The 24886-nt window shown below is 39.9% G+C and carries 21 protein-coding genes; 18 read left to right on the top strand and 3 right to left on the bottom strand.

Translation table 11 applies throughout. From position 1 onward, the window contains the following. The first annotated feature begins 75 nt into the window (after positions 1 to 75). The 12 genes from RYO92_RS06710 to RYO92_RS06765 all read left to right on the top strand — a co-directional run bounded on the left by RYO92_RS06710 (position 76) and on the right by RYO92_RS06765 (position 13523). Positions 76 to 1647: an ABC transporter ATP-binding protein gene (locus tag RYO92_RS06710; RefSeq protein ID WP_315369874.1), complete on the top strand. Its 1572-nt coding sequence runs from the start codon at positions 76 to 78 to the stop codon at positions 1645 to 1647. After that, positions 1640 to 2728 (top strand): ABC transporter permease, encoded by a 1089-nt coding sequence (locus RYO92_RS06715; RefSeq protein WP_315369875.1) that lies wholly within the window; start codon positions 1640 to 1642, stop codon positions 2726 to 2728. Before RYO92_RS06710 ends, RYO92_RS06715 begins: the two co-directional genes overlap by 8 nt. Beyond that, positions 2721 to 3632, top strand: a complete 912-nt coding sequence (locus RYO92_RS06720) for an ABC transporter permease (protein ID WP_315369876.1) — start codon at positions 2721 to 2723, stop codon at positions 3630 to 3632. Before RYO92_RS06715 ends, RYO92_RS06720 begins: the two co-directional genes overlap by 8 nt. A gap of 5 nt (positions 3633 to 3637) precedes the next feature. After that, on the top strand, positions 3638 to 4582 hold the full coding sequence (locus RYO92_RS06725) for a nucleoside hydrolase (RefSeq protein ID WP_315369877.1): 945 nt from the start codon (positions 3638 to 3640) through the stop codon (positions 4580 to 4582). 21 nt (positions 4583 to 4603) lie between these two features. Beyond that, positions 4604 to 5509 carry a ribokinase gene (rbsK, locus tag RYO92_RS06730; protein ID WP_315369878.1) on the top strand — a complete coding sequence of 302 codons (906 nt, stop codon included), beginning with the start codon at positions 4604 to 4606 and terminating at the stop codon, positions 5507 to 5509. A 13-nt stretch (positions 5510 to 5522) separates the two neighbouring features. Further along, the gene (locus tag RYO92_RS06735; RefSeq protein ID WP_315369879.1) at positions 5523 to 6305 is read left to right on the top strand and encodes a pseudouridine-5'-phosphate glycosidase; all 783 of its coding nucleotides are present in this window, start codon (positions 5523 to 5525) and stop codon (positions 6303 to 6305) included. Between the two features lie 336 nt (positions 6306 to 6641). Next, complete coding sequence (locus RYO92_RS06740; protein WP_315369880.1) at positions 6642 to 7481, top strand: HAD family hydrolase; 840 nt, start codon at positions 6642 to 6644, stop codon at positions 7479 to 7481. Between the two features lie 156 nt (positions 7482 to 7637). Further along, a complete protein-coding gene (locus RYO92_RS06745; RefSeq protein WP_315369881.1) occupies positions 7638 to 8522 on the top strand; it encodes a carbohydrate ABC transporter permease in 885 nt (294 codons plus the stop codon). A 92-nt stretch (positions 8523 to 8614) separates the two neighbouring features. Then, entirely contained in the window at positions 8615 to 9424 is an 810-nt protein-coding gene (locus RYO92_RS06750) for a carbohydrate ABC transporter permease (RefSeq protein ID WP_315369882.1), read from the top strand. A 14-nt stretch (positions 9425 to 9438) separates the two neighbouring features. After that, positions 9439 to 10806 carry an extracellular solute-binding protein gene (locus RYO92_RS06755; protein WP_315369883.1) on the top strand — a complete coding sequence of 456 codons (1368 nt, stop codon included), beginning with the start codon at positions 9439 to 9441 and terminating at the stop codon, positions 10804 to 10806. Between the two features lie 221 nt (positions 10807 to 11027). Further along, positions 11028 to 12896 (top strand): DUF262 domain-containing protein, encoded by a 1869-nt coding sequence (locus tag RYO92_RS06760; protein ID WP_315369884.1) that lies wholly within the window; start codon positions 11028 to 11030, stop codon positions 12894 to 12896. Positions 12897 to 12974: 78 nt separating this feature from the next. Continuing rightward, on the top strand, positions 12975 to 13523 hold the full coding sequence (locus RYO92_RS06765) for a hypothetical protein (protein ID WP_315369885.1): 549 nt from the start codon (positions 12975 to 12977) through the stop codon (positions 13521 to 13523). 126 nt (positions 13524 to 13649) lie between these two features. Here RYO92_RS06765 and RYO92_RS06770 read toward each other — a convergent pair whose 3' ends face one another. Together RYO92_RS06770 and RYO92_RS06775 are read right to left on the bottom strand one after the other, a co-directional pair. Further along, positions 13650 to 14402: a hypothetical protein gene (locus tag RYO92_RS06770; protein WP_315369886.1), complete on the bottom strand. Its 753-nt coding sequence runs from the start codon at positions 14400 to 14402 to the stop codon at positions 13650 to 13652. Between the two features lie 3 nt (positions 14403 to 14405). Then, positions 14406 to 14546, bottom strand: a complete 141-nt coding sequence (locus RYO92_RS06775) for a hypothetical protein (RefSeq protein WP_315369887.1) — start codon at positions 14544 to 14546, stop codon at positions 14406 to 14408. A 345-nt stretch (positions 14547 to 14891) separates the two neighbouring features. Here RYO92_RS06775 and RYO92_RS06780 point away from each other — a divergent pair, with 345 nt between their 5' ends. The 4 genes from RYO92_RS06780 (at position 14892) to RYO92_RS06795 (ending at position 18413) form a co-directional block, all read left to right on the top strand. Beyond that, positions 14892 to 15212, top strand: a complete 321-nt coding sequence (locus RYO92_RS06780) for an HIRAN domain-containing protein (protein WP_315369888.1) — start codon at positions 14892 to 14894, stop codon at positions 15210 to 15212. 10 nt (positions 15213 to 15222) lie between these two features. Further along, on the top strand, positions 15223 to 16098 hold the full coding sequence (locus RYO92_RS06785; RefSeq protein WP_315369889.1) for an MBL fold metallo-hydrolase: 876 nt from the start codon (positions 15223 to 15225) through the stop codon (positions 16096 to 16098). 25 nt (positions 16099 to 16123) lie between these two features. Continuing rightward, entirely contained in the window at positions 16124 to 17395 is a 1272-nt protein-coding gene (locus RYO92_RS06790; protein WP_315369890.1) for a hypothetical protein, read from the top strand. Positions 17396 to 17474: 79 nt separating this feature from the next. Continuing rightward, a complete protein-coding gene (locus tag RYO92_RS06795) occupies positions 17475 to 18413 on the top strand; it encodes a hypothetical protein (RefSeq protein WP_315369891.1) in 939 nt (312 codons plus the stop codon). A 156-nt stretch (positions 18414 to 18569) separates the two neighbouring features. Here RYO92_RS06795 and RYO92_RS06800 read toward each other — a convergent pair whose 3' ends face one another. Beyond that, positions 18570 to 19520, bottom strand: coding sequence for a 3-hydroxyacyl-CoA dehydrogenase (locus RYO92_RS06800; RefSeq protein WP_315369892.1), 951 nt, complete (start codon positions 19518 to 19520; stop codon positions 18570 to 18572). A gap of 404 nt (positions 19521 to 19924) precedes the next feature. On the opposite strand from RYO92_RS06800, the gene RYO92_RS06805 reads away from it, so the two are divergent. Together RYO92_RS06805 and RYO92_RS06810 are read left to right on the top strand one after the other, a co-directional pair. Then, positions 19925 to 21856: a hypothetical protein gene (locus RYO92_RS06805; RefSeq protein WP_315369893.1), complete on the top strand. Its 1932-nt coding sequence runs from the start codon at positions 19925 to 19927 to the stop codon at positions 21854 to 21856. A gap of 61 nt (positions 21857 to 21917) precedes the next feature. Further along, on the top strand, positions 21918 to 24886 hold a 2969-nt coding region (locus tag RYO92_RS06810), incomplete at its 3' end, for a toll/interleukin-1 receptor domain-containing protein (RefSeq protein WP_315369894.1).

A 24886-nucleotide genomic window follows, 5' to 3' on the forward strand; every position in this document is an offset into this window, starting at 1 on the left:
GGGAGTGTTCGTCTTGAACAAGTGACATAGGAATAAGCCGGTATTCCGGTTTATCATGATAAAAGTGAGGTTGAGATGGAGCAGGATATCAAGGGAAAAGGAGAAATACTGCGATTAGAGAATATCGAAAAAATCTATCCTAATGGTGTAATGGCTAATAAAGGTATAAACTTTTCGGTTCTGGAGGGAGAAATTCATGCTCTATCCGGTGAAAATGGAGCAGGAAAGTCCACATTAATGAAAATTATCTTCGGAGAAGAGCAGCCAAGTTCCGGAAAAATTTTCATTCATGGGGAAGAAAAGGTCATTTCTTCCTCAGAGGTGGCGATTGATCTGGGAATCGGAATGGTGCATCAACACTTTATGTTGGTCCCCTCTCTGACAGTTACAGAAAATATTATTTTGGGAATGGAGCCTTGCAAACGAGGCTTTATCGATATGGAATCAGCTTGTCGAAGGGTAGAAGAATTAAGTCAAAAGTATAACTTGTTGATAAATCCTAAAGCAAAAATTCGAGACCTTACGGTAGGGCAAAAACAGAAGGTGGAAATATTAAAGATTTTGTATCGAGGTGCGAAACTTTTGATTTTTGATGAACCGACAGCTGTGTTAACTCCTCAGGAAACTGAAGAGCTGTTCGTACAACTAAAAACCTTAAAGAAGGCAGGATATACCATCATATTCATATCTCATAAGCTAAATGAAGTAAAAGAACTTTGTGACAGAATTTCAATCATCAGGCAGGGTCGTTTCATGGGCGTTTTCCATGTTTCGGATGTAACAGAACAGGAAATTTCCAATCTGATGGTAGGTCGTGAGGTGCTTCTTACTACAGAGAAAGAACCGGCAAAGCCCGGAAATATTCTGCTATCGGTGCAAAACCTTAGTTTCTATGCAGACTCTAAGAAGGCAATACTGGATAAGCTGTCCTTTGACTTAAGAGAAGGAGAAATCTTGGGCATTGCAGGCGTGGAAGGAAATGGACAGAGGGAATTAGTAGAGGCTTTAACCGGACTACTGAAATACCAAGAGGGTTCTATTAAAGTTCAAGGAAAAGACATTCAGAAGGCATCTGTTCAGGAAATTAGAAAGCTATCTGTTGCGCATATTCCGGAAGATAGAATGATAACCGGTATGGCTCATTCTTTATCGATTTTAGAGAATGCACTTTCCGATAAAATGAATCTGCCAAGGTTTTCTAAGCGCGGTATTCTGAAAGAAAAAGAGCTCAAGAAATATGGAGAAGAAATCACAAGAGAGTATCAGATTTTTTGCAAAAATCCCGATGTACGGATTGACTCCCTTTCCGGTGGAAATATTCAAAAGGTTGTATTGGCCAGGGAACTTTCTTCATCACCCAAAATCATTATTGCTAACCAGCCCACCAGAGGTGTGGATGTAGGGGCAACGGAATTTATCAGAAAACGTCTGATTGGAATGAGAGACAATGGAAGTTGCGTACTTTTAATCAGTTCGGATTTAAATGAAATTTTGGGGCTTTCTGATAGCCTAATTGTACTTCACGAAGGAAAGATTGCAGCATATTTTTCAGATACTTCTTCGATTTCGGAAAAGGATTTGGGAGCATATATGCTGGGAATTCAAAAACAATCGGAAACGGAAATTCGGGAGGCTGTTCATGGATAGTAGTAAAAAAATAAATATTATAGTGGATCTGACGAAACTTTTGGTGACGATTTTGGTGGCCTGCGGTTTGGTGGTTATCGTCGTGTTTGCCACAAGCTCCGATCCTATGAATGCTTTTTTCAGCTTTTTTGTGGGTCCCTTCACTTCAGCAAGAAGAATAGGAAATATTGTGGAGGCGGCATGTCCTCTTATGTTTACTGCTTTAGCGGTACTGATGATTTTTGGAGCAGGACTTTTCTCCATGATTACAGAGGGAGCTTTCTTTTTCGGCACCTTAGGAGCACTGCTGGTTGCTTGCGGATTGTCTCTTCCTGTAGGCTTGCATCCATTCGTTGCTTTGGTAGTGGCCGGAATTTTTGGGGCACTTGCAGCATTTTTTCCTGCGGTTTTAAAAATGAAGTGGAATGTATCGGAAGTGGTAACTTCTCTGATGCTGAATAATATCATTCAATTCTTTGTGTTGTATTGTATCAGCTATTACTTAAGGGATATGAGCAGTTCTTCCTTGCAGTCTATTCCTATGCTAAAGACCGTAAGACTGGCAGTGCTGATTACGGGAACAAGAATTCACTTCGGTGTTTTTCTGGCACTTCTGTCCTGTATTTTTGTTTACATTCTTTTGTATAAAACAACTTTCGGAATGAAGCTTCGGATTACCGGAGACAATAAAATTTTTGCTAATTATTCCGGTATTAAAGCACCCTCTGTAATGTTGATGGCACAGATTGTTGCGGGAGTTTTAGCGGGAGTTGGCGGAGGTGCAGAGCTTTTAGGAATGTATACCCGCTTTAAATGGACAGCTTCTCCTGGATATGGCTGGACAGGTATTGCGGTAGCCTTGCTTGCAAAAAATAATCCTTTGCTGGTTCCTTTTGCAGCACTTTTTATTGGTTATTTAAACGTTGGTGCAAGTATTATGGCAAGAAGCAGCGATGTCAGCAGCGAGGTAGTACAACTGATTCAAGGAATCATCATTTTCATGATTGCTGCAGAAGCTTTATTTGGTAAATGGAAGCAAAAAATGATTGTGGAAGCGACCAAAAAAGAAGAGCAAATGAAGAAGGAGGCTGCAAATGTTTAGCTTTAAATTCACGATAGATTTCCTTTTTATGTGGATTAGAGTAGCTACTCCGATTTTGTGGGCTGCTTTAGGGGCAAGTATTTGTGAAAAAAGTGGAGTAGTTAATCTGGGACTGGAAGGAATCATGCTGATTGCAGCACTGTTCGGAGTCATCGGAAGTGCTTTTGGTGGCGGATTGTTTTGGGGAATTGCAGCGGGTGTTTTATCTGCGGTTGTGGTAAGTGTACTATTTGCATACTTTCATCTGGTTTTAAAAGCAAATTCGGTTCTTTGCGGTACTGCCATTAACACTATTGCGGCAGGCCTCACCGTATTTGTTTTACAGCTTTTAACAGGAGAAAAGGGTTCCAGCTCCTCTTTGAATAGCTTCCAATTTCCGACATTAAATATTCCCATAGTAGAAAATATTCCTGTATTGGGGAGAATTCTATCCGGACACAATATTCTCACGTATATGGGGCTTCTAATGGTGTTTTTAATACATCTCTTTTTCTATCGCACACCAATTGGACTTCGTATTCGAGCTGTGGGAGAGACTCCAAAGGCGGCAGAAAGTGTGGGAATTAACGTGGTTCGCATTCGTCTTCTTGCTATTCTCTTGTGCGGAATTATGGCAGGATTTGGGGGGATGTATCTTTCCATGGGGTATTTGCCTATGTTTACCAGAGATATGGTTGCGGGACGTGGCTTTATTGCTCTTGCGGCAAATGCTATGGGGCAGTCTACGCCGGTAGGGGTGTTGGTTTCTTCGCTATTATTTTCTTTCTTTGACGGTTTATCCAACATTTTACAAATGCTTAGAATACCGGCGGAATTTATCCAGATGCTTCCCTATGCCGCAACAATTCTGTTTTTAACATTGTATTCCATAAAAAAATATATGGTGAAAAGTAAGGGGGAGTAGAATAAATGAAAAAAATACTGATTGATTGTGATACCGGAATAGATGATTCCTTAGCAATACTTTATGCATTAAAGAGCAAGAGTCTGCATATTGAAGGGATTACTACAGGATTTGGAAATACCGGTGCCTTGCAGGCTGCGGAAAATGTCTTAAGACTGATTCAACTGGCAAATCCGGGATACGAAATACCGGTGGCAATAGGTGCAGAAGAGACTCTTTTAGGCAAAAAGGAAGACTATCCAATTCATATTCATGGAAAAAACGGGATTGGAGATGTGGAACTTCCAAAGTCTAATCAGGTTTTATCTAAGGAAAGTGCTTGGGAAATGATTGTTCGAAAGTCAGGGGAAATGTCGGGAGAACTGACCTTAGTTACCTTGGGGAGATTAACCAATCTTGCGAAAGCTTTAGAATTGGATCCTAAGCTGCCTCAAAAATTAAAAAATGTAGTAGTAATGGGAGGATGTGTTAAAGCCCCCGGAAATATCAGTCCCTACGCGGAAGCAAATATCGGCGGAGATGCGGAGGCATCTGATATTGTTTTCCAAGCAGGCTTTCATATGATGGTGGTAGGGCTGGACGTGACTACAAAGACGTACTTGCATGGACAAGATTTGGAAAAACTTAGTAAGTACTGTAAAGAAGAGAACCTACCCATTGTCCGGTATTTGCAAGAATCATTGAAGCTGTATTTCCGCTTCCATCATGAAACAATGGGAATGATGGATGAAAGCGTAGTTCATGATCCCCTTGCCATGGTACTGGCAGATTGTCCTTCCTTAGGTACTTATAAACTTTTCAGTGCAAGAGTGGATACTACGAATTCCGATACTAGAGGCATGATTAAGATTGATGAAAGATTCTGTTCCGAAATTCAAGGAAGTGAAATTTTATTTTGCCTAGAGGTAGACGGTAAACAGGCGGTAAACAGACTTCTTTCTGTTTTTTAAAGTGTAAATCGGGGAAGAAATATGAGTAAAATAGTAGTCATTGGAAGTTTAAATATGGATCACGTTGTTCATGTGCCTCACATGGTAAAACGGGGAGAAACCATTTTGGCAAAAGATGATCTGCGATTTGTTCCGGGAGGGAAAGGTGCAAACCAGGCCTATGCCATAGGAAAACTGGGGGGAGATGTCTGTATGCTTGGAAAAGTCGGAACCGATGAAGCCGGAAAAAGCATGCTCCAAAATCTTTCAGTAGTGGCAGTGGATACTTCCAAGATAGAATTGTCGGATGCATCAACGGGAACTGCTTGGATTTGTGTTAATGAAGAAGGAGATAACAGCATTGTAGTAATCCCCGGAGCAAATAAACAAGTAGACATTCCCTATATTGAGAAAAATCTATCCGAGATTCAAGAATCGGAGATGCTTATTTTACAATTGGAAATTCCGATAGAAACTGTTTGCTTTGCGGCAAAAGAAGCAAAACAACGGGGGAAATTAGTGATTTTGGATCCGGCTCCTGCACAAGCAGGTCTTCCTGCAGAATTATTCTCCTATGTAGATATTTTAAAACCTAATGAAACGGAATTAGCTATTTTAACAGGAATGGATGCTTCTACTAAAGTGGAGGACATGGTTAAAGAGCTTAGAAAACTATACAAAGGAACTCTTGTCGTGAGCATGGGAGAAAAGGGTGTTTTGATTGAAGATGGAGAGCATTCTTCCAGACTTCCTGCCAGAAAGACAATGGTTGTGGATACCACTGCAGCGGGGGATAGCTTTGTGGCCGGAATGGCACTAAAACTTGTGGAGAATAAATCCTTGAAAGAAGCGATAGGGTATGCGCAAAAGCTTGCCTCCATTGTGGTTTCCAGAAGTGGAGCACAAAGTTCTATTCCTACAGCTAAGGAAGTGGAGGAGCTTGGATAGCGTAGGAGGACTTATGGCTGAGTTTTTTATAGAAACCGCTTTGTTGACCCATGGCTTGGTTTCCATGGGAGAGGATGAGATCCTAGCCCTTTGGCCGTGGCAGGATAAAAAGCTGGTCTGGTTGGAGGAGGGGAAGATTTGTCACGGGACAATGGAAGAGTACTTCCCCCTTCGTAGAAGAGCAAAAGAAATCAAGAGAATTGATAGAGAGATTTTAGCGAAGGCAATAGAACAGAAGGTAAGCGGATGCTTGACAGCTTCCGGTACCATGGCTGTTGCAGAAATGCTGGGGGTGCCTGTAGCCGTAACAGCCGGCATGGGAGGAATAAGTTCCTATATTCATGGAGAGACTCTTTGTGCGGATCTGCCTGCTCTTGTAGAAAGTAATACCATCCTGATATCCACCTCACCGAAGGATGTGGTAGACATTCAAAGCTCCATAGAATGGCTCCTGGAGCATCAAGTAAAGATTCTTGGCGTGCGTCATGATTATTGCTCAGGCTTTATGTTTGCAGGAAAGAAAATACCTCTTTCCGGAATATTAAAGAAAGAAGTTGTAGTAAAACCGCACACTCTGATTTTACAGGATATCAAAGAAGAGGAACGAATCGAAGACAGAGCTATTCTGCAGCAGGCTTTGGAAGCTGGACTGAAGGCTCAGGAAAGAAGAGAGTATTTTCACCCGGCAGCCAATGAAGTAATAGATCGGATGTCCGATGGAGTAGCCGGAAGATTACAGCTTAAGTCCTTGATTGAGAATGGGAAGCTGGCGGGAGAGATAAGGGTAGAAGTATAGTGTCTTCGGAAAAAATATGAAAATTTGAAAAACTTCTTTGTGGGTGACACGGAGAAGTTTTTTGTTTGCTTATCCACAGGGGGTTATGACGATGTAAACGGAGAATTATGTGCTGTATGTCGAGAAAATGCTTAAAGGTAATTCCTATAAATGAGCACTTGTATGGTAAAACAGAATAATAAAAGCTTAAGAACTTATGATATTATAAATAAAGTAGGAACTTAGATTTAAGTGGGATTTATGCAAATACGTTAGAATCATGAACTTTTAGTTATATAGGCTTTGTTGTGTTTTGTGACTATTTATAAAGGTGGAGTTTGAGAAAATTGGGGGGATATGAGAGAAATCTATATTTCTGATTTGGACGATACTTTGTTGGATCCGAAAGCTAATTTACCGGAATATTCAAAAGTCCTTCTCAATACACTCATGGAGCAGGGGGTATGCTTCACTGTGGCTTCTGCAAGAAGTCCATTTTCAGCATTGCCTATCCTGGACGGATTAGTGCTACGGTATCCTCTGGTCTTACTGAATGGAAGCCTACTTTATCATCCCGAAAAGGAAAAAATAGTACATAGTACAGTCCTTCCGAAAGACTCAGTGGCTAGGATTATTGAAGCGGTTAACAACTATTGTCCTCATTTCTTAATCGTAGGGAAAGAGGGAAACAACATAGAGATGCAGTATTTCCAAGAGGATAAGGAGTATTGGAATTCTCTTGTGGACTATTCCTACTTTCAGCAGAAAAATAATTTTTCTTTAGAAATTCTTAGTTCAAAAGAAGAGATTAATAGACGTTCTGCTTTATATGCCTTACTTTCCTTTGATGAACCATCAAGATTTGATGAATGTGCGTCTTTTCTTCAAGAAGATAAGAAATTATCTATAGATGCCTACAAGGATCGATATTTAGAGAATAGATGGTATATCGAGATTTTCAGTAATGTGGTTTCAAAGCAATATGGTATCCAACGTTTACAAAAGCTTTATTCTTTTGAGAAGTGGATAGCCTTTGGAAATGGAGAAAATGACCTTTCTATGTTTCGACAATGTGATGAAGGAATTGCGGTAGCAAATTCCTGTAGTGCCTTAAAAGAAGAAGCTTCAGAAATTATAGGAAGTAATGTGGAAAATGCAGTAGCAGACTATATTCAAAAACGATTTCAACGTAAATGAGAGCGAAATGATATCGCAATGATGCTGATATTAAGTCGTGCAAAATTCAAAAGGCTTATGAGTAGCAAGAATAGAAAGCTAGAGTCCTTTGAAAATAAGGCAGTGAAAAAAACAATGAGATAATAGTGATACAGCAATGCGGAAGGAGGAAAAAGAATGGGAGGTGGGAGAAGTAGGAAGAATAACTTAGCCTATTTATTTGTGATGCCGTCCATTTTCCTACTTTTTGTATTTACCCTTTATCCTATTTTAAACCTTATTTATCTGAGTTTTTTTGACTATAATCTGATTGGAAAAAAGAAGTTTGTTGGTTGGAAAAATTATTCCGTTTTATTATTTTCTAAGACGGATTTTTTACAGGCCATGAGAAATACCATGGTCTTTGCTTTAACGGTTTTACTTCTGTCCATTTTCTTAGCGGTTTTATTGGCTATGTGGCTACGAAAGGATAGCTTTCTTAATCGACTTGTGCAGAAAAGTATTTTCTTTCCTTACCTAATATCTACGGTGTCCTGTGCTTATATTTGGTCTTGGATGTTTGATATGGATAGGGGAATTCTAAACTATCTTCTCGGCTTATGCCATTTAGCGAAAAGTAAATGGCTCAACAGTTCGGAAATGGCTATTTTTTGTGTGGCTGTAGTAGCGGTATGGAAAAGCCTTGGATATTACTTATTGATTGTACTCTATGCGATTAAGGCTATACCCAAAAATATTTTAGAAGCGGCATCTTTGGAAAGTAACAACAACTTTTTGATTTTTTGGAAGATTATTTTTCCTATGATTTCACCCCAATTATTCTTTCTTGTGATTACTATTACGGCAAATGCTTATAAAACCTTTGACTTAGTAAAGGTTATGACAAATGGAGGACCCGGAAATTCTTCTGATGTTTTGGTGACGTATATTTATAGGCAGGCCTTTGAAATGAATGCAAAGATAGGCCTGGCATCAGCTTCTGCAACGATTCTTTTAGGCATCACCATTTTTCTAACCTTTAGCTATTCACGATTAATGTCAAAGCAGATTTTTTATCAATAAAAAGACTTGAAAAGGATGGACTGTTGTTAATGAGGATATTGATAAGGAAAAAAGAAAAGATTCAATTTTCAATTGCACGCATAGCGAATGCTATGCGTAAAGTGTGGGATATCTTGTTTAAAGTCTTTATGTTTGCTTTCTTTTCCTTTCCTTTGTATTGGATGTTCAGTACAGCCTTTAAAAGCTATAAGGAGTCTATTTTGTTCCCTCCTTCTTTGATTCCGGGGAAAGTAGAGCTTTCAGCCTTTGCGGAAGTATTTCAAAAAATAGATTTTTTGCATTTTGGAAAAAACTCGATTTTGGTTTCGATTTCTGTGGTTCTTTTACAAGCCTTTGTGAGTGTTCCTGCAGCCTATGGCTTTGCAAGATATTCCTTTAAAGGGAAAAAATTGCTGTGGGGAATTGTAATGCTATCTCTCATGATTCCTTTGCAGATTACGTTTATTCCTGTCTATATCCTTTTTGCGAAGATGAAAATATTGGGAACCCTTTTACCACAGATTTTACCTTTTGTTGCAAATGCTTATGGAATCTTTTTGATTCGACAGTCTTTTTTACAACTGCCCAAGGAACTGATGGAGTCGGCATATTTAGATGGAGCAGGGGAAAAAGAGATACTCACCTATATTGCGATTCCTCATGCAAAGGCAAGTATTTTGTCTGCTATATTGATTAGCTTTATCAGTACTTGGAATTCTTATTTCTGGCCCTTTGTAATGACCAATAAAGAAAGTAATATGCCTCTGACTCTTGCTATGCAACGCTTACAGGATGCAAACCAAGGAGTAGAGTGGCCAACTCTTATGGCCGCAAACAGTATTTTAACCTTACCGGTATTAATTCTATTTTTATTACTTAGTAAACAAATCCTTTTATCCTTTGGATATCAGGAAGAAAAATAAAGGAGAAAAAAAGTATGAGAAAAAACATTTTCAAAATTGCAGCTGTAGGCGGACTTGCTATGATGCTTGTAGCCTGTTCTACAGGGGGACAGAAGGAAGGCATGGCAAGTACAGAAGCAAAGCAGCAAGAAACAAAACAGGTAGTGGAAAGTAAGGAAAGTACCGGACAGCCCATAAAAATTACTTTTTGGCATGACAGAAGCTCCGATACTGACAGCCAATTTTTGAAAAAACAGGTGGAAGAGTTTAATCAGAGTAACGGAAAAGGAATTGTTGTAGAAGAAGTTGCGAAGGGATATTTGGATGATGTACAAGCTGCGGTCACTACTGCTATTGCTGCGGGAGAAGCTCCGGTTTTAGCAGACCTTTCTTGTAACGGAATTCCAATATTTGCCTCTGAGGGTGTTCTTGCAGATATGAAGCCCTATATCGAGAGAGACAAATTTGATATGAATAATGTAGTGAAGGAATTACAGGATTATGTCTACTATGATGATCAAATTGTTTCCATGCCCTATACCCGAGGTACTGCAATTCTGTATTATAACCAAAATTTGTTTAAAGAGGCAGGATTAGATCATGCTCCCGGATCTTTGGAAGAACTGAATCAGTATGCTAAGGAGATTTACAAGAAATCCAACGGGGAGATTCAAGGCATAGGTTACACTATTGAGCCAACATATTATCAGCACTATTTGTTACATTCTATCAATGGAGTAGGTTTTATTGACAAGGACGGAAATAGTGCAAGTTGTTTAGAGGATGGCTCCATGGAGAAGCTCTTAAAGGACTGGTATAGCTGGACAGAGGAGGGCTGGTGTGCGATTCCTGCGTTAGAGAAGGCCAGCTCTGTAATGCAAGAAGCATTTTATAACCAAAAACTGGCAGCTTTTGTTTCCAGCTCCAATAGAGCAACATCTATTAGCAAAAAGGCAGAAGAGGCAGGGTTCCCTCTGGGAATGGGAGCCTCTGTAGGCTATGGCGGATATGCTGCACCCTTGGGGGGCGGTTCAGTAGGCATCATTGCAAAAGGACATAGTGAGGATGAGATTGCTGCAGCCTGGGAATTCGTAAAGTTCTTAATGGAGGATAAGCAGGTTGTTGCAAATCATATCGAAACCGGCGTGCTGCCTGTAACATATTCCGCAGTGGAAACTGAAGAAATGAAAGAGTTCTGGGCCAAAGATGAAAATGCAGGTTATAAGTTATCTTATGAGCAGGTAAAGGATGCTTCTGCACCCTCTATGTCTATTCACACCTCTGAGTGGACAAGTGCGGTTAAATCTGCATGGTCAGAATTGATTCAAGCAAGAGATATTTCCGTAGAGGAGTGCATTAATAAATTAAAGGATGAGGCAAAGGAGATTTTTGCTACGAGTTAAGCAGCTAGATCTACGAATATGAAATAGAATGTAAAAAGGTGCCATGGCTTAGACTGTAGCACCTTTTTAAGTTGTTTGGTTTGAAGATAGAACTTGAAAGTACAAAGAAATAGTCAGTTACTTTATATAGCATAATTTATTCAAAATCATAAGAATTAATTGTTAAAATAATGTATAATACGTATAGTTATTGTTTAAAAGATAAAGAGGAGATATAGAGCATGAAGGCAGAAGATAAATCATTTTATTTCTTGGCATCACCAAGCTATTACGATATTCCCTTTTTTCAAAGAGCTTATGTTTGGAATGAAGAGAATTGGGATGAATTATTATCGAATTTAACTAGTAAAAATCAGAACCATTTTTTAGGATCACTTATTTTAAAAAATGAGCTGGTATCTTCCGGAAGTATTTCCAGATTTTCGGTTATTGATGGACAACAAAGATTAACAACTTTAAGTATCTTATTACGTGCATGCTTTGATCATATTGTTAAGCATGTTAAAGAATATGGATATGATGAAGATGTAATTAAAAATTGCAAGTATTCTATGGAGATTCTGTTATTTGTAGCAGAGGGGGGAATTAAGCGTAACTTAGAGGTTAAAATCAAGCATTCCAACATTGATCGGAAGTCTTTTGAAAGCATTATTCATGGCGATTTTGATGAAAATGATAAATGGGAAAATTATCTGACGAAGTCTAATCAAGATAGTGTTAGTTCCATTATTAAAGCATATATTTATTTTAGAAAAGAATTGAACCAACTTACTCAGGATACAATAGAGTATCTATGGGAACTGTTGACGGTTGATAAGATTAAATTTTTGGTCAACATTGATTTGGATAGCAATGACAATGAACAAGCTATCTTCGATAGTGTAAATTCAGCCGGAGTAAGATTATCCAGTGCAGATACCATTAAGAATCTTCTGTATCAAAAATATGTGGAACTTCTTCGTGCTTTTGATTCAAATAATGTGGATGAAAAGGCAATAGCTCTTTATAAAGAGACTTGGGAGGATGCTTTTTTGGCCGATGAGGATACCAATGCCTACTGGGATGAGCAGAGACAGTCCGGGCGTATGAAGAGAAGTATTATTGAAACATTTCTTCATGCTTTTGCAGTGGTAGGAGGATTTTTCCATCCGTCGGAAAACAATATTTCAGATTTAGCGCAAACATATAGAAAGAAAATTGAAAATATGTCATTGGAAGAAATAGGTCAATTTCTCGTAGAAATGCATGATTACGCAGAAGTATTTAAAGAATACTTTACCTTTGAAAATACATTCTTGCATTTGGATGACTATATTAACAGAACCTTAAACATATGTAATGTACTTGATGTTTCAACATTTTACCCTTATTTTCTGAAACAACTATATGCCTATAAGAAAGGGACTATTTTTGAGCAGGAGCTTCAATACAGCTTTTTTTCTGTCGAAAAATATATACTTTTAAATGCAATTTGCAAAGGAAATACAAAGCATTATAATTTAGAGTGTCTTCAGATTGTTAATGGAAAAAAGAGCCCGGAAGAGGTAATGTACAGTTGTGCGGATATCACAGAGGAAAACTTTGTGAATGGCTTCAGATATATGGCACAAAATAAGCTTCCTACCTTATTACTTTTCTGGATAGAGTTGTTTCAAAGAAAAAGACTTAATGTGGACGTTAAGCAGTTGAAATATGAATATACCTTGGAGCATATTATGCCGAAAAAATGGAAGAAAAATTGGTCTAATGTTCCGGTATATGATAGTTCAGGTAATCAAATTTTTGATGAAAATGAAATCCAGCGTATAAGAGATCGTGCTATATGCGAAATTGGTAATATGACACTCCTTAATGCCAAGCTAAATACAGCAGTGAGTAATGGCGCATTTTTTGATAAGATACATGGAAATGCAGGGAAAAAAGGTCTTAAAGATTTGGCAGATCTTAGATTAACTAAAGATGTGATTGCTTACGGCAGTTGGGATGAGAGAAATATATATAATAGGAGTAGAGAGCTAGAGCAAATGGTTAGAGAGATTTGGGAAATTAAGGACTTGCCTAGAGAAATGGGATTAAAAATCCCGACATGAAAGGAAGAACAAGATACAGAAGAAAAGAAGTCTAGAGGAATACTTTCTTCTGTTTTTCAAAATGGGGATAGCAAAAAATTGTTAATTAATTTCAATTCATCCATGAAAGATGCGAAGTATAGGACGTCAATAAAAGAAAAAAATGAAAGTGCAGAAGAACGCATGATACTCATTGCGGAACTTTTGAAAAAATGGATGAAGCATAATCCTTATCTGGTGGGACACCCGGAGAAATGTAATCGCACATGTACAAGATTTACAACAGACACTATGTCCAAGATTTTGCCGGATATTCCTAATTCGCCAAGCGGATGGAATACAGATAATCACTATTTTTATGAGATTGTTAATCGCAGTGGAAGCTTTGTGACTATACAGATTAGCTTTAACTCTAGAAATATCACAAAGGAGCAAAGGATTCGTCTAAACCAGATTAATAAGTTTACGCCTAATCATCAGGCGAAAGCAGATTGGATATGGTGGTTGGCATATAAAACGGATAGGATATATGTACCGGAAGATCTTAATCAGGAGGTCTTTTTTGCAAGGCTAGATCGAGCAATGCAGAAAGTACTGGAATTCGAAAAGGAACTTAAGCGAAACTTAGAAGCAGAATATGGAATATAGAATTACCCAATATAAACAATTTAGCTGTTAAAATATCAAGAAAGAAGATTTTTGTTCGATATAACCGACAAAAATCTTCTTTCTCGTATGTCCGTCAAGTGTATTCGCTGAATCGAAAATGGAAGCTTAAAAATCGCTTATTCCCTTTTCTTCAATATAGCGATAAAATTCCTGTTTTCTGGCTTCATAAACTTCTCGATTTCGTTTTCCGAGCCATTTCATGGCATCGAGAAAAGATTGGAGCCGAGTCTCGTCATCTTCTAAAAATTCAGGAAGTTCATCGTCTGCTGGATCAAAGGAAGCAGGCACATCATTTGTATTACCGGTGAAAAAATCTAAGAGGTTGAATGTAGGAAATCTACGTTGCAGGTCTTCGTTCAAGGAGAAGTTGGAATCATCGTCTACATCCAAGTCCATAATAGCTTCTTCTAAAAAATCCAGTAGTTTCATGACTTCTGCAGCTTCTCGTAAAAGATGGATTTCTTTATATTGCTCATCAAAAAGATCTGTATATTCATTTTCCAGTTCATATCTAGTATCGAATTCGTCAGAACCGGAAAAGGGAAAGTAGTGTACATCTCCATTTGTTAGCTTTACTTCCAGAAGCCTTGGGGGATTGTGAAGAGTTAACTGTCCTATTCCTGTGCTTTCCAATCGATAGGGACTATGAACCATAGCAAAGGCCTTAGAGGGAACATCTATAGAATATTCTTTTGGTCTCCATCCCCCTTCATCTTCAGCCATAATATCTGCGGATACAATTTCTTTAAAGAATTTAAGGCTGGAAGGAAAATAAGAATCTGCCAGAGAAACAAATTTCCAAAAGAGCCCATCTAAATCGCCGCCAGTTAATGTTACTTGCTCATCTTCGTAATCCATTATTTACCCCTCTTTAATAATCCCTTTCTTTTTGAGTTCATCGACTTCCTCCTTTGAAAGGATACGTATGTCAATTTTCTCTTCTTGCCAGGATTTATACCTCTCCTTCAGGAGTTTTTTATATTCGCGATTTGTCATTTTCATTTTTACCTCCCAAATTATTATTTTAGGCTTTTAATTGCCTGCTTCTTATACTCAGATATTCTTGGCTTGATACTACTTTTAAAGAGTGGACTTGTCAATTAAGTTCTATTTGAAAAGGAATAGAAGGAGCTATTTTTACTTGTTAGTCGAAATTGAGTTTTGGTTGCTTAGCTAGGTGCAGGGGAGTACAATAAAAAAATAATCAAAAGAAATTGCAAAAGATAACTATGAAAGGTATAAACCATCATCTAGTCAGTTTTAACGGACTCTATCCGGCGTAAAATACATTTTAGAGTAAGCAAAGCATAAATACTCATTGCTGAAATAGAAAGGATGGTATTTGCCATGGAAGAGATGTATTTTACAATTACGGGATGCAATCATTACTTTGGTACAGAGTTTTTGAAGGAGGGCATGAAGCTAAAGCTGGAGAAGGAACCGGAGAATCAATTCGATTCCGAGGCTATTTTGGTGAAGATAAAAGGCCTTGGAAAGATTGGCTATGTGGCCAACAGCCCTTATACGGTGAAGGGAGAGTCCATGAGTGCAGGAAGACTGTATGACAAGATTGGAGATAAAGCCAAAGCCAGAGTTGTCTTTTTGCTTAGGGACGGAGCCCTTTGCAAAGTTACAGATTGCGGACTGGAGGAAAAGTCAGCATTATAGGAGGTTTCCTATGTCAAAATTTGCTTCTAAATTTCAGAAGGTATTGATGTCATTTTCCTATCGGGGGAAGGAAATTTTTAAGCCCTTAAACACCGGACGGATAGATGAAAAAGTAAGTGCAGTCCGGGAATGGGTGGCAAATGTCTTTTTCTATACGAAAAATGGCAAGACCATCATGATTGATGCGGGCTACAATTATGAGCGTCTGGCGGAGAAGATGAAGTGGCTGGAACTGGAGCCCGCTTCCATTCAGCATATCCTGCTGACCCATTTGGATACGGATCATGTGGGTGCGGTGGAAAGGGATAGTGCAGGGCTTTTTCGGAATGCCAAGCTTTACCTTGGAGAGACGGAAAATAAATATTTGACCGGAGAGGCTCGTCGAAGAGTCCTTTTTAGGCATTATAAGCTTCCTATGGTGAAGACGGACAATGAGAAAAGGCTCTTAAAAGATGGGGAAGTTTTTTATATTGATGATATCAAGGTGGAGGCTATCCTGGTGCCGGGGCATACCTTCGGGCATCTGGTGTATCTCATTGATGATGCCTATCTTTTCACGGGAGATACCATTTGGTTTGGACCGGATGGAGGCTATAGCTTTTTAAATTCTTTAGCTGAGGACAATGAGCTGGCGAAAAAGTCCCTTGTAAAGCTGGAAAAGATAATAAAGGAGAGAGGAATTTCTCCGAAAATCATTAGCGGACATACCGGCTGGACAGATGATTTGGAATTTGCGTTTCGGCATAAGGATCAGATTTGTAACTCCTTAAAGAAGCAAAAGCCTCATGACCCCATGGCGCCCTATGATGCCTATGATGAACGGGAGGATACCGAGGATAAGGCAAGGGGAGATTGGCTTCCAAAGGCCAGAGAAATAATGGAATAGAAATATAAGCATAAGGAGCGACAGCATGGTAGTTGTTTTTGAATTTCTTAGCCGGGAGCCTATTGAAAATGTCATTACCGCAATGAATTTTCAGGTGGATAGGCTGGTGTTTTTCGGAAATCATGAAGACATTATTTCACAGAAGGAAAAGACGGAGAATTTTCTGAAAAAATACTGTGCTGTGGAAAGCATTGTCTTTCTGCCCTTGTCGGGAAGCAATTTGCAGTCGGTTTTGGAAACCATGCGAAAGGAAATCGAGCTGGAACTTAGCAAAAAAGCCAAGCTCTTTTTCGACATTACCGGAGGAGAAAGTCTGATGCTGGTGGCCTTTGGTATGCTGTCCCGGGAATATGAAACACCTATGCACATGTACGACATTTTCAAAGGAAAGCTTTTGGAATTGAATGCGGAATCATTGCATTACAACGAGGCAAAGGAAGAGTATTTCAACAGAGATAAACAGAATGATGAGGTAAATGCTTATGAGCCAAATGTTGAGTTCCTAAATGATAAACAACATAAAGGCATCAGTAGCATTGCGACCAAACGACCTGTTCCCATGACGCTGGATAGGCTGATTGAAATGCATGGCGGTATCATCAACTATAAATTACAAAAGGAAATTAAAGAGATTCCGAATAAAGAGAGCCGAGAAGACATTTTAAAAATCTGGAAGGTGATGAAGCTTCATTCGGAGCATTGGAATCCTTTTTCCGAATTTTTAAGAGAAAACATGAGTCCTGATGAAGAAGGCCGAGTGTATCGAAAGGAAAGTACGGTACTGAAGGCATTGGCGGATTCTTCCAATAAGCTAAAGTCTGCCCATAAGTTTTATCAAATCATGGAGGATTTGTCTCGGGCAGGAGCGATTTTTGACCTAAAACATTCCGAGGGGAAATACCAATTTCGCTTTAAAAACAAGGCCATTAAGGGATATATTTGGGATGGAGGTAGCATCTTGGAGCTCTATACTTATTTACAGGAAAAGGGGCATAGTGATGAGTGCCGAGTAGGAGTGCATCTGGATTGGGATGGAGTGCTGGAAGGCCCTGCCGGAATTGATGTGTTAAATGAAATCGATGTCCTGTCTCTTCGGGGCTATATCCCCAGTTTTATTTCCTGCAAGAGCGGAAAGCTTTCTCCCCAGCAGTGCCTGCATGCCCTTTATGAACTGGATACGGTGGCACATCGCTTTGGGGGGAAATATGCCAAGAAGCGTCTGGTGGTAACGTCGGAAATTAACGAAGTCTATCAGGAGCGTGCCTTGGAAATGGGAATAGAGCTGAAAGTGGAATAAGAAATCTTTGCCGTGACTTGGGTGTAAAACAGGATTGGTTTTGAAAATATCTGTATTGAACGAAAAAAGGTAGCTGTTTATGGAATGGGATGATTTTTATGAAAGGGTTGAAAACTGGAGCAAATCCACTTTGAGCCAAAGAATATCTTCTTTGAAAACGATTGGAGAAGCTTGGGAGATTTCTGATATTGCAGAACTCATCAAGGATCAGGCATTAAATGCGAAACTGATTAAAAAAGCCATGTCCTTAGGAGTCAAATTTCCCTTTGAGGATATTGTGAGCTTTGAAGGCCTGGTATCAAAGGAAACGATTTGTCAAATGATAGACTATGCCTTAAACCATGGAGAAAGTATAACTGTGGATGAAATTTTGGGCTTTGAAGGGATTGTGGATCAGGATACCTTGGATATGCTTCTTCATTCCATGGTAAATCGAAAGATTTCCCTTAATGCAGAGGAACTTCTTGAATTAGAGGGCGTGGCATCCAAGTCGGTTATAGATCGGGCTGCATTGGCTTCGAAACTGCAATTTTCAGGAGAGGATATGGAGTATCTGGAGGATGTACTGAGCCCTCGAGTACACCGAGAACTTTGTGAAAAAAACGGTTTCTATGAAGTGGACGGGGAGTATAAGAAGATAAAGTCCGGAAAAGGAAAAAATACTTTTAAAAATGCATTGACGAAAAAATCAGTCCATGAGCGTAATACCTTGTCTTCCGATGATAGTACGGAAGGATTCGGCATTTCCCTTTTGCCTGTACTTTTTGGGATTGTGGCATTTCCTGTTGTTTTGCTTTTTAAGATATTAGGACTGTATAGTCTTCTGAAACTCTTTCGGCTATCGAGGCTTTTTGCCGGAAAAAAACCGGAGAAATTTTATATTGGAGATCCGGTTTTAGTACGATATAGAAATACAGAAGGTCGGATTATCGATATAAACGGAAGTCACTACATGGTGTCCATGTATGACGGAGGCAAGGTGGATTCCTATCAGGCTTATGAACTTGAGAGAATATAATAAAGAAAAAATAGCTTCGTTTTGGGGAAAAAATATCCCAAAGCGGAGCTATTTTCTATATTTTTTTAGAGAAAAGAATTTGAAAAATAAGCTTTAAAAAAGTTTGAAAAACAAGCTTTGAGTCAAAATTTTGCAAAACAAACTTCAAATTAAAAATTATTTATACTTATAAAATCCTTCCCCTGCATTTACACCGATTTTACCTTCTGCAACATACTTTTCCAAGATAGCCTTAATCTTTCCGGGGATGCTTTCAGGATCCTGAGACTGGGGATTGTTGGATACAATGTTTAAGGCAGTGTTTAATCCCACGATATCCAGAATCTGGAAAGGGCCAAGGGGAGAGCCGGTACCCAGTCTCCAGGTCAGGTCAATGGTGGCAGGGTCTGCAACTTCCTTAGCCAAAAGCATTTCTCCTGCGCTTAGGAAGGGAATCAGCATGGAGTTAAGGATGTAACCGGGCTGTTCCTTATGTAAACGAAGGGGAATCATTTTAATTTCTGAAGCGAAGTTTGCTACCGCCTCATAAGCCTCCTTGGAGGTGCCGTCATGTCCCATGATTTCAGCGGTATTGCTCTTCCAGATATTGTTGGCAAAATGGATAGCCAGATAGTTTTCCGGTCTGGAGAGGCAGTCTCTAAACTGGCTGGGCACCATGCTGGAAGAATTTGTGGCAACAATGGTTTTTTCCGAAAGGAAAGGATCGATAGCCTTATAGAATTCTCTCTTTGCCTCAGGATTCTCCGCCATACTTTCAATAATTAAATCTGTGTCTTTGCAGGCATCGGAAAGATCGGTGGTAAGTTGTATTTCTTTGTGGGCTCTTTCTACATTTTCCAAAAGCTTGTCGATATCCGCCTCTGTCACAGAGGAAGAGTCAGGAATCAAACCTCTGGAGAAGCTCAGTCCCTTTCCCAGGTTCTTCTTTGCTTCTGTCAGCTCATTCTTATAAATCGTGTAAAGTCTTTCCAACTTCGGCTTGGTTCTCTGGATAGAGTCCTCACTTCTTAGCCAAATCTTTACGGAAAATCCGGAAAATGCGGTCTGAAAAGCAATTTGGGAACCCAAAACGCCACCGCCTGCTACTGTAATATTTTTAAAACTCATAACGACCTCCATTTCTATCTTATAAGAAATTTTAAAATTAAATTGTGTAAAATATATTATAGCAGGAAGATAATGAAAGGAAAGAGGAGGGGAATAGACTTTATAATTATTTCATTTTCTCGGAGGCAGCAGTCGTATCCGCTACGAGGCGAAGTTAGCGAGAGCGTGCCCCACTTACAGGGATATGCTGCATCAAAGCGTATCTTATAAAATTATAGTCCTTCACTACGATGAAGGGCGAGGTTAGCGAAAGCGTGCCTCGCATTCCAAGCTATACTGCGTAAATGTTTTTTTATATTCTTTTTACAACCCCTTTTATGGAATACTCCTTGCAAGTTCTTGTAAAAATTGCGATAATAACCCTTAAAAAAAGCTAACAAATTTTATTTTATAAGGATGTAACTATGCAGGAAAATAGCACTTACTATAAAAAGAAAATCGTACTGGCGTTGTTTGTTATTACCGTGATTTTCGGACTTCAAACCCTTTATACCTATTACAGTGCCAAGATTTCGGATCCTTTGCAGCTTCTTTCTGCGGTTTTATACGGCACAATCAAGCTGTTCTTATTCGTTTCTCCCATTTCTGCGGAGGAAAAATCCAGCATTTTTTATGAGTTTGCCAAGTGGATGGCGCCGATTCTTACTTCCGCCTTCATCTTTACCCAGATTTCCAACATTTTACTCCATGTGAAAAATATGCTTCTGAACAGAACCAGTATGCATCATGTACTGATTTTTGAAAACACGGAGATGGGGGAGACTTTGATTGGCAATCTGATGAAGGAAAGTACGCCCTATAAGATTTCTTTAATTACCAAGAATTTTTTGGATGACCGTTTGAAAAACAAATATGAGAAGAAGGGGATTGCCACCTATCAGATTGATTTTGAGCATTGCGATGAAAATGAAGTCAGGGAGCTTTTTTCAGCTTTGCATATTCATCATGCCAAGTATATCTTTTTCTGCTCTGACAATGATTTGGAAAATTATGCCCTCTATGCCAATGTGATTAAACGCATTAAACCGAGACGACCCATTACTTGCTATGCGAACTGTAGTTCCAATACGGTGGTGGGCTATATGGAAGAGTTGCTTTCCGAGGAAAGAAAGGGGGAAGAGCTTCTCAAGAAGATAGACACGGTGCATTTTAACCAAAAGGATTTGACCGTACGGATGCTTTTGGCTGAGCCCGCTGTGAAGCATAGCATTTTAAAAAGTCTGGAGGGGATTTCAGAGGATAGCCAAATAGCAGATTTCATAGAGGACAGTCATCATATGACGGATTCCACAGAGAACAGTCATCATACAGTGGATTCCATAGAGAACAGCATCAAGCCTCTCCATGTATTGCTTTTTTCCGTAAATGATTTGACTCTGCCGTTACTGAAGCAGTTGGCCAACGATGCCACCACTTCCTTAACGAGAAATCCGAAAATCAGCATTTTAGAGGAAAATGCTTCCCAAAGAATGCAGGAGCTTTTGGATTTAAACGCTCCGGAAAGGGAAGGATTACTAAGAGCGCTGGAGATAGAATGTATAGACTTAGGTCATGAGCAAAGGAATTTACAAAATTATCTTAAGGGGCTGGGGAAGGAAGAAAGTCCAAGTCTTATTTTTCTGATGCAGGAGGATGTGGTGAAGAGCCTAAAGGCGCTTAAGCTGATGAATCGGTACTTCGGGCAGGTTCCCAAGGTTCTTCGGAATATTTCCAATGTGGATTTGACCCATGTGCTTCCCAAAACTAAGGAGCAGATCAAGGTTTTTGGGGATCTTTCGGAGATTATGACCGGAGAGATATTGATTCGGGAAACTTTGGATAATCGGGCTAAGCAGTTTAATGAGGCTTATAATAAGGCCTCGGGAGCAGCCGGTATGGGAGAGGGAACAGCTTGGAATGAATTGTCTTATGTAAAGAAGAACTCCTCCAGACAGTCTGCCACTCACGCCGGTATCAAAGAGGAGATTATTCGTAGAGTACTTTCCGGAAAATCGGAAGAGGAGATTTCCGCCTATTTATCGGAAAAGCTGGAGGAGTTTAAAAAGCTTCAGGAAGCCCAAAAGCTTGGGGGAGATGGGGGAAAGGAAGAGTTTCAACAAAACATTAGACGATACCTTTCCGAAAACCCATTATTGGATTTTCTTTCCAGACTGGAGCATAAGAGGTGGTGTAACAGCTACTATGCCATGAACTTCCGCTATGGAGAGAAGAAGGATGAAAATCTAAAGACTCATCCCTGCTTAATCGAGGATTGGGGAGAGGTTATCGGGGAGAAGTTTGACATTTGCCACCCGGAATATGATTTGCTCTCTGTCTTTAGCCTCTTCCGAAAATAGGAAAAGCTAAAAGGGCTATAAAGTAATCATTAAATAAACCATACAGAAAAGAGGGGTAAGAATGGAAAAAGAATTGGAACAAAATGCTCCAATCGTTGAGGAAGAAAAGCTGCAAAACTACAGAAAAGATGATGATGCAGAGGAAATGGAGAAGGCGGCGAAGGAGTTTAAGGAAAAGGAATATAAGTTTGATGCCTTTATCAGTTACCGTCATGTGGAGCCGGATCAGAGTATTGCGAAGCAGCTGCATCAGATGATTGAAAGTTTTAAGCCTCCAAAGGAATTTTATAAGGACGGTAAGAAAACGACCTTCCGTGTTTTTCGAGATAGAGAGGAGCTGGCGGCAAGAGACCTAAGCAGCTCCATTGAAGAGGCCTTGGCGGAAAGTCGCTATCTGATTGTGCTTTGTTCCAAGAGAACGCCCCTGTCCGAGTGGTGTGAGAAGGAAATTCGTACCTTCAGACAGCTTCACGGAGATGAGCGCATTATTCCGGTGCTGATTGAAGGAGAGCCGGATGAAGCTTTTCCTGCACCCTTGAAACAATTAAAAAGAGGGGCGGATCAGAGTCTTGCAGATGTATTGGCGGCGGACATCCGTCCGGATGAAGTTTTACATAAGAATTTTCCCGGCTATGAGGAAGTCCAGAAGAAGGACAGCGCTAAGCTGCAAAACCTGACAAAGCAGGCCCTTCATTTGCTGAAAACCGAAAAGTACCGTATTATGGCAACCATCTTAGGTTGTACCTTTGGAGACCTTAAGCAGAGGGATAAGGAGAGAAAGAATAGGCTTATTCTGACCATATCCTCTCTTTCCGGCGCAATCTTCCTGCTCTTTGGTATCTTTATGTTTAATGCCTACCAAAAGGCAGAGCAGGCCAGACAGGAGGCGGTGCAGTCCAATGCCGGTATTTTAATGAAAAGCTCCCAGGATATGGCCAAGGAAGGGGATTACTTAAAGGCCGCTTTAGTGGCGAAGGAAGCGATGAAGCCTATTGGAAAGGGCATGAAAGCTTATCCGCAGCTTCAATCTGAGAAGATGAGCATTTTCAATGATGTGATTTATCACAGCGGTGCTTCTACCTTGACTTCCATTTCTACAAAAAATAAGTTGACCTTTATGGCTCTCAGCAATGATGAAAAGCTGGTGGCCTTCGGTTTGGGAAATGATGAAACTGCTATTGCCAAGGTGGAAAATGGAGAAATTATCAAGAGATTGCCGGGACATAGCCAACAGGTAAAGCTTTTAACATTTTCCAAGGATGATAAGCTTTTGGTTTCCGCTGCTTTTGATAACAGCTTCATTGTCTATGATGTGGAGACCGGAGAGGAGAAGGCCAAGCTGGAGATTCCGGGAGTTCCTATGCTGGGGCGTTTTTCCGGGGATAATTCACAGTTTTTCTATGTAAGCTTTACCAATACTTCTGCGGACTTTTACGTTTTTGATGCCAATACCTGGCAACAGCTTAGTACATTTTCCATCCAGGAAACGGTAAAATATGCGGATATTAAGAGCGATGGTTCAGAGGTGCTTATCACTTTAGGCAACAATGATGAAAATCAGCTGACAAGGAGAAGCCTTAAGGATGGCAGTGTTATTTCTACTATTGAACGGATAGGAAGAACTTCTTTCGATGGATCCAATTTTATGCTTCCTTACAAATCTGCCTTTTATTCCAATGACGGGAAGTCTATCATTTTGTTAACGGATGACGAGCTTCAAAAGATTTCTTTAGAGGATCATCAAGTTCTCTTCAGTGAGAAGATCAGCACTGCAACTACCTTGAATAAGCCCTTAGTGGAAAGTGAGAATGGGGAAAAAATTGCTATAAACAGCTATGGCAAGATTCTGCTTCTCAATGGAGAAACCGGAGACACCGTAGATGAAGTATCTTTTGGTGAATTGGATTTAAAATATTTTGCGTATAATACAGAACAAAACATGGTTGCAGGCTTTGGAGAAGCAGGGATTTACTCCATTTGGAAGGATAAGGTGATTACGGATGACAGGCTGTATCTGGGGGGGATAGCACCTTCTGAAATCTACTTCTTAAAGGATGGCAGCAAGATTTTGACCAATTCCCATGAAGGCCAAAGCATTAAGATTATTGATACCAAGTCCAGAATTTCCTCGGAGCCGGTGCAGGGCAGAATTATTGCATCCTCCAATGATTCCTCCAAGCTTCTTCTCTTTAACGGGACGGATTTCCTGCTCTCCACGGATAACGGGAAGACCGGGAAAACCATCACCAATGAGAACACGGTGATTTACGGCTTGATGACCGGTACAAAACAAAACGTCCTGTCCAACGACGGAAAATACTATGCCTATGTTGGGCAAATGGATAGCGGAAATCCCGGACTGGTGCTTTACAATGTGGAAAGTCGGGAATCCAAAACCGTGGAAATCCCTTCTGCTTATCCGGCTCTTCGCTTTTCCGATGATGGAAAGAAAATCTATTTGCAGGATAAGAAGGAAGGATTAAAGATCTATAGCGTTGAGGATTTAAGCTTGCTGGATACTATCCCGGAAATTACGGATTCTTCCCTGAATATCTTGGTTTCCGAAGACGATAAGATACTTCTTGTCAATCGATTTTCAGGAACGGCCTCTCTGTATGATTTGGAAAGTAAGCAGCATCTAGAGGACATTCCGGGGGAGGTGCTGAATCTTAAGCATCAGGATGACGAAATTCTCTTAAAGGGCATACAGAACAATACAGCTTTTACTTGGAGCAGTAAGACCGGCCTTAAGAGTCTGGACATGGATGAAGCGCTCACCCAGACGCCGGTTAGCTTTGATGATGTAAATCTGTATAATGAAAAGGAAAATCTACTTCTTCTGATTCGAAATAATGATACGGAGCGAAAGGCCTATGTGGTGGATTTTGCCACGGGACACCTGATGATGAGCTTCACCCCTTCTGTAAAGCGCTATCTTGTCAATGGGCATATCTCGCCGGAGGGAAATGTGATTATGGTGGATCAGAGCTTTAATACCATTACCGCAACGGACAACTCCGGAGTTCAGGA

Source organism: Oribacterium sinus, from assembly GCF_963553175.1.
GTDB lineage: Bacteria > Bacillota > Clostridia > Lachnospirales > Lachnospiraceae > Oribacterium > Oribacterium sinus_B.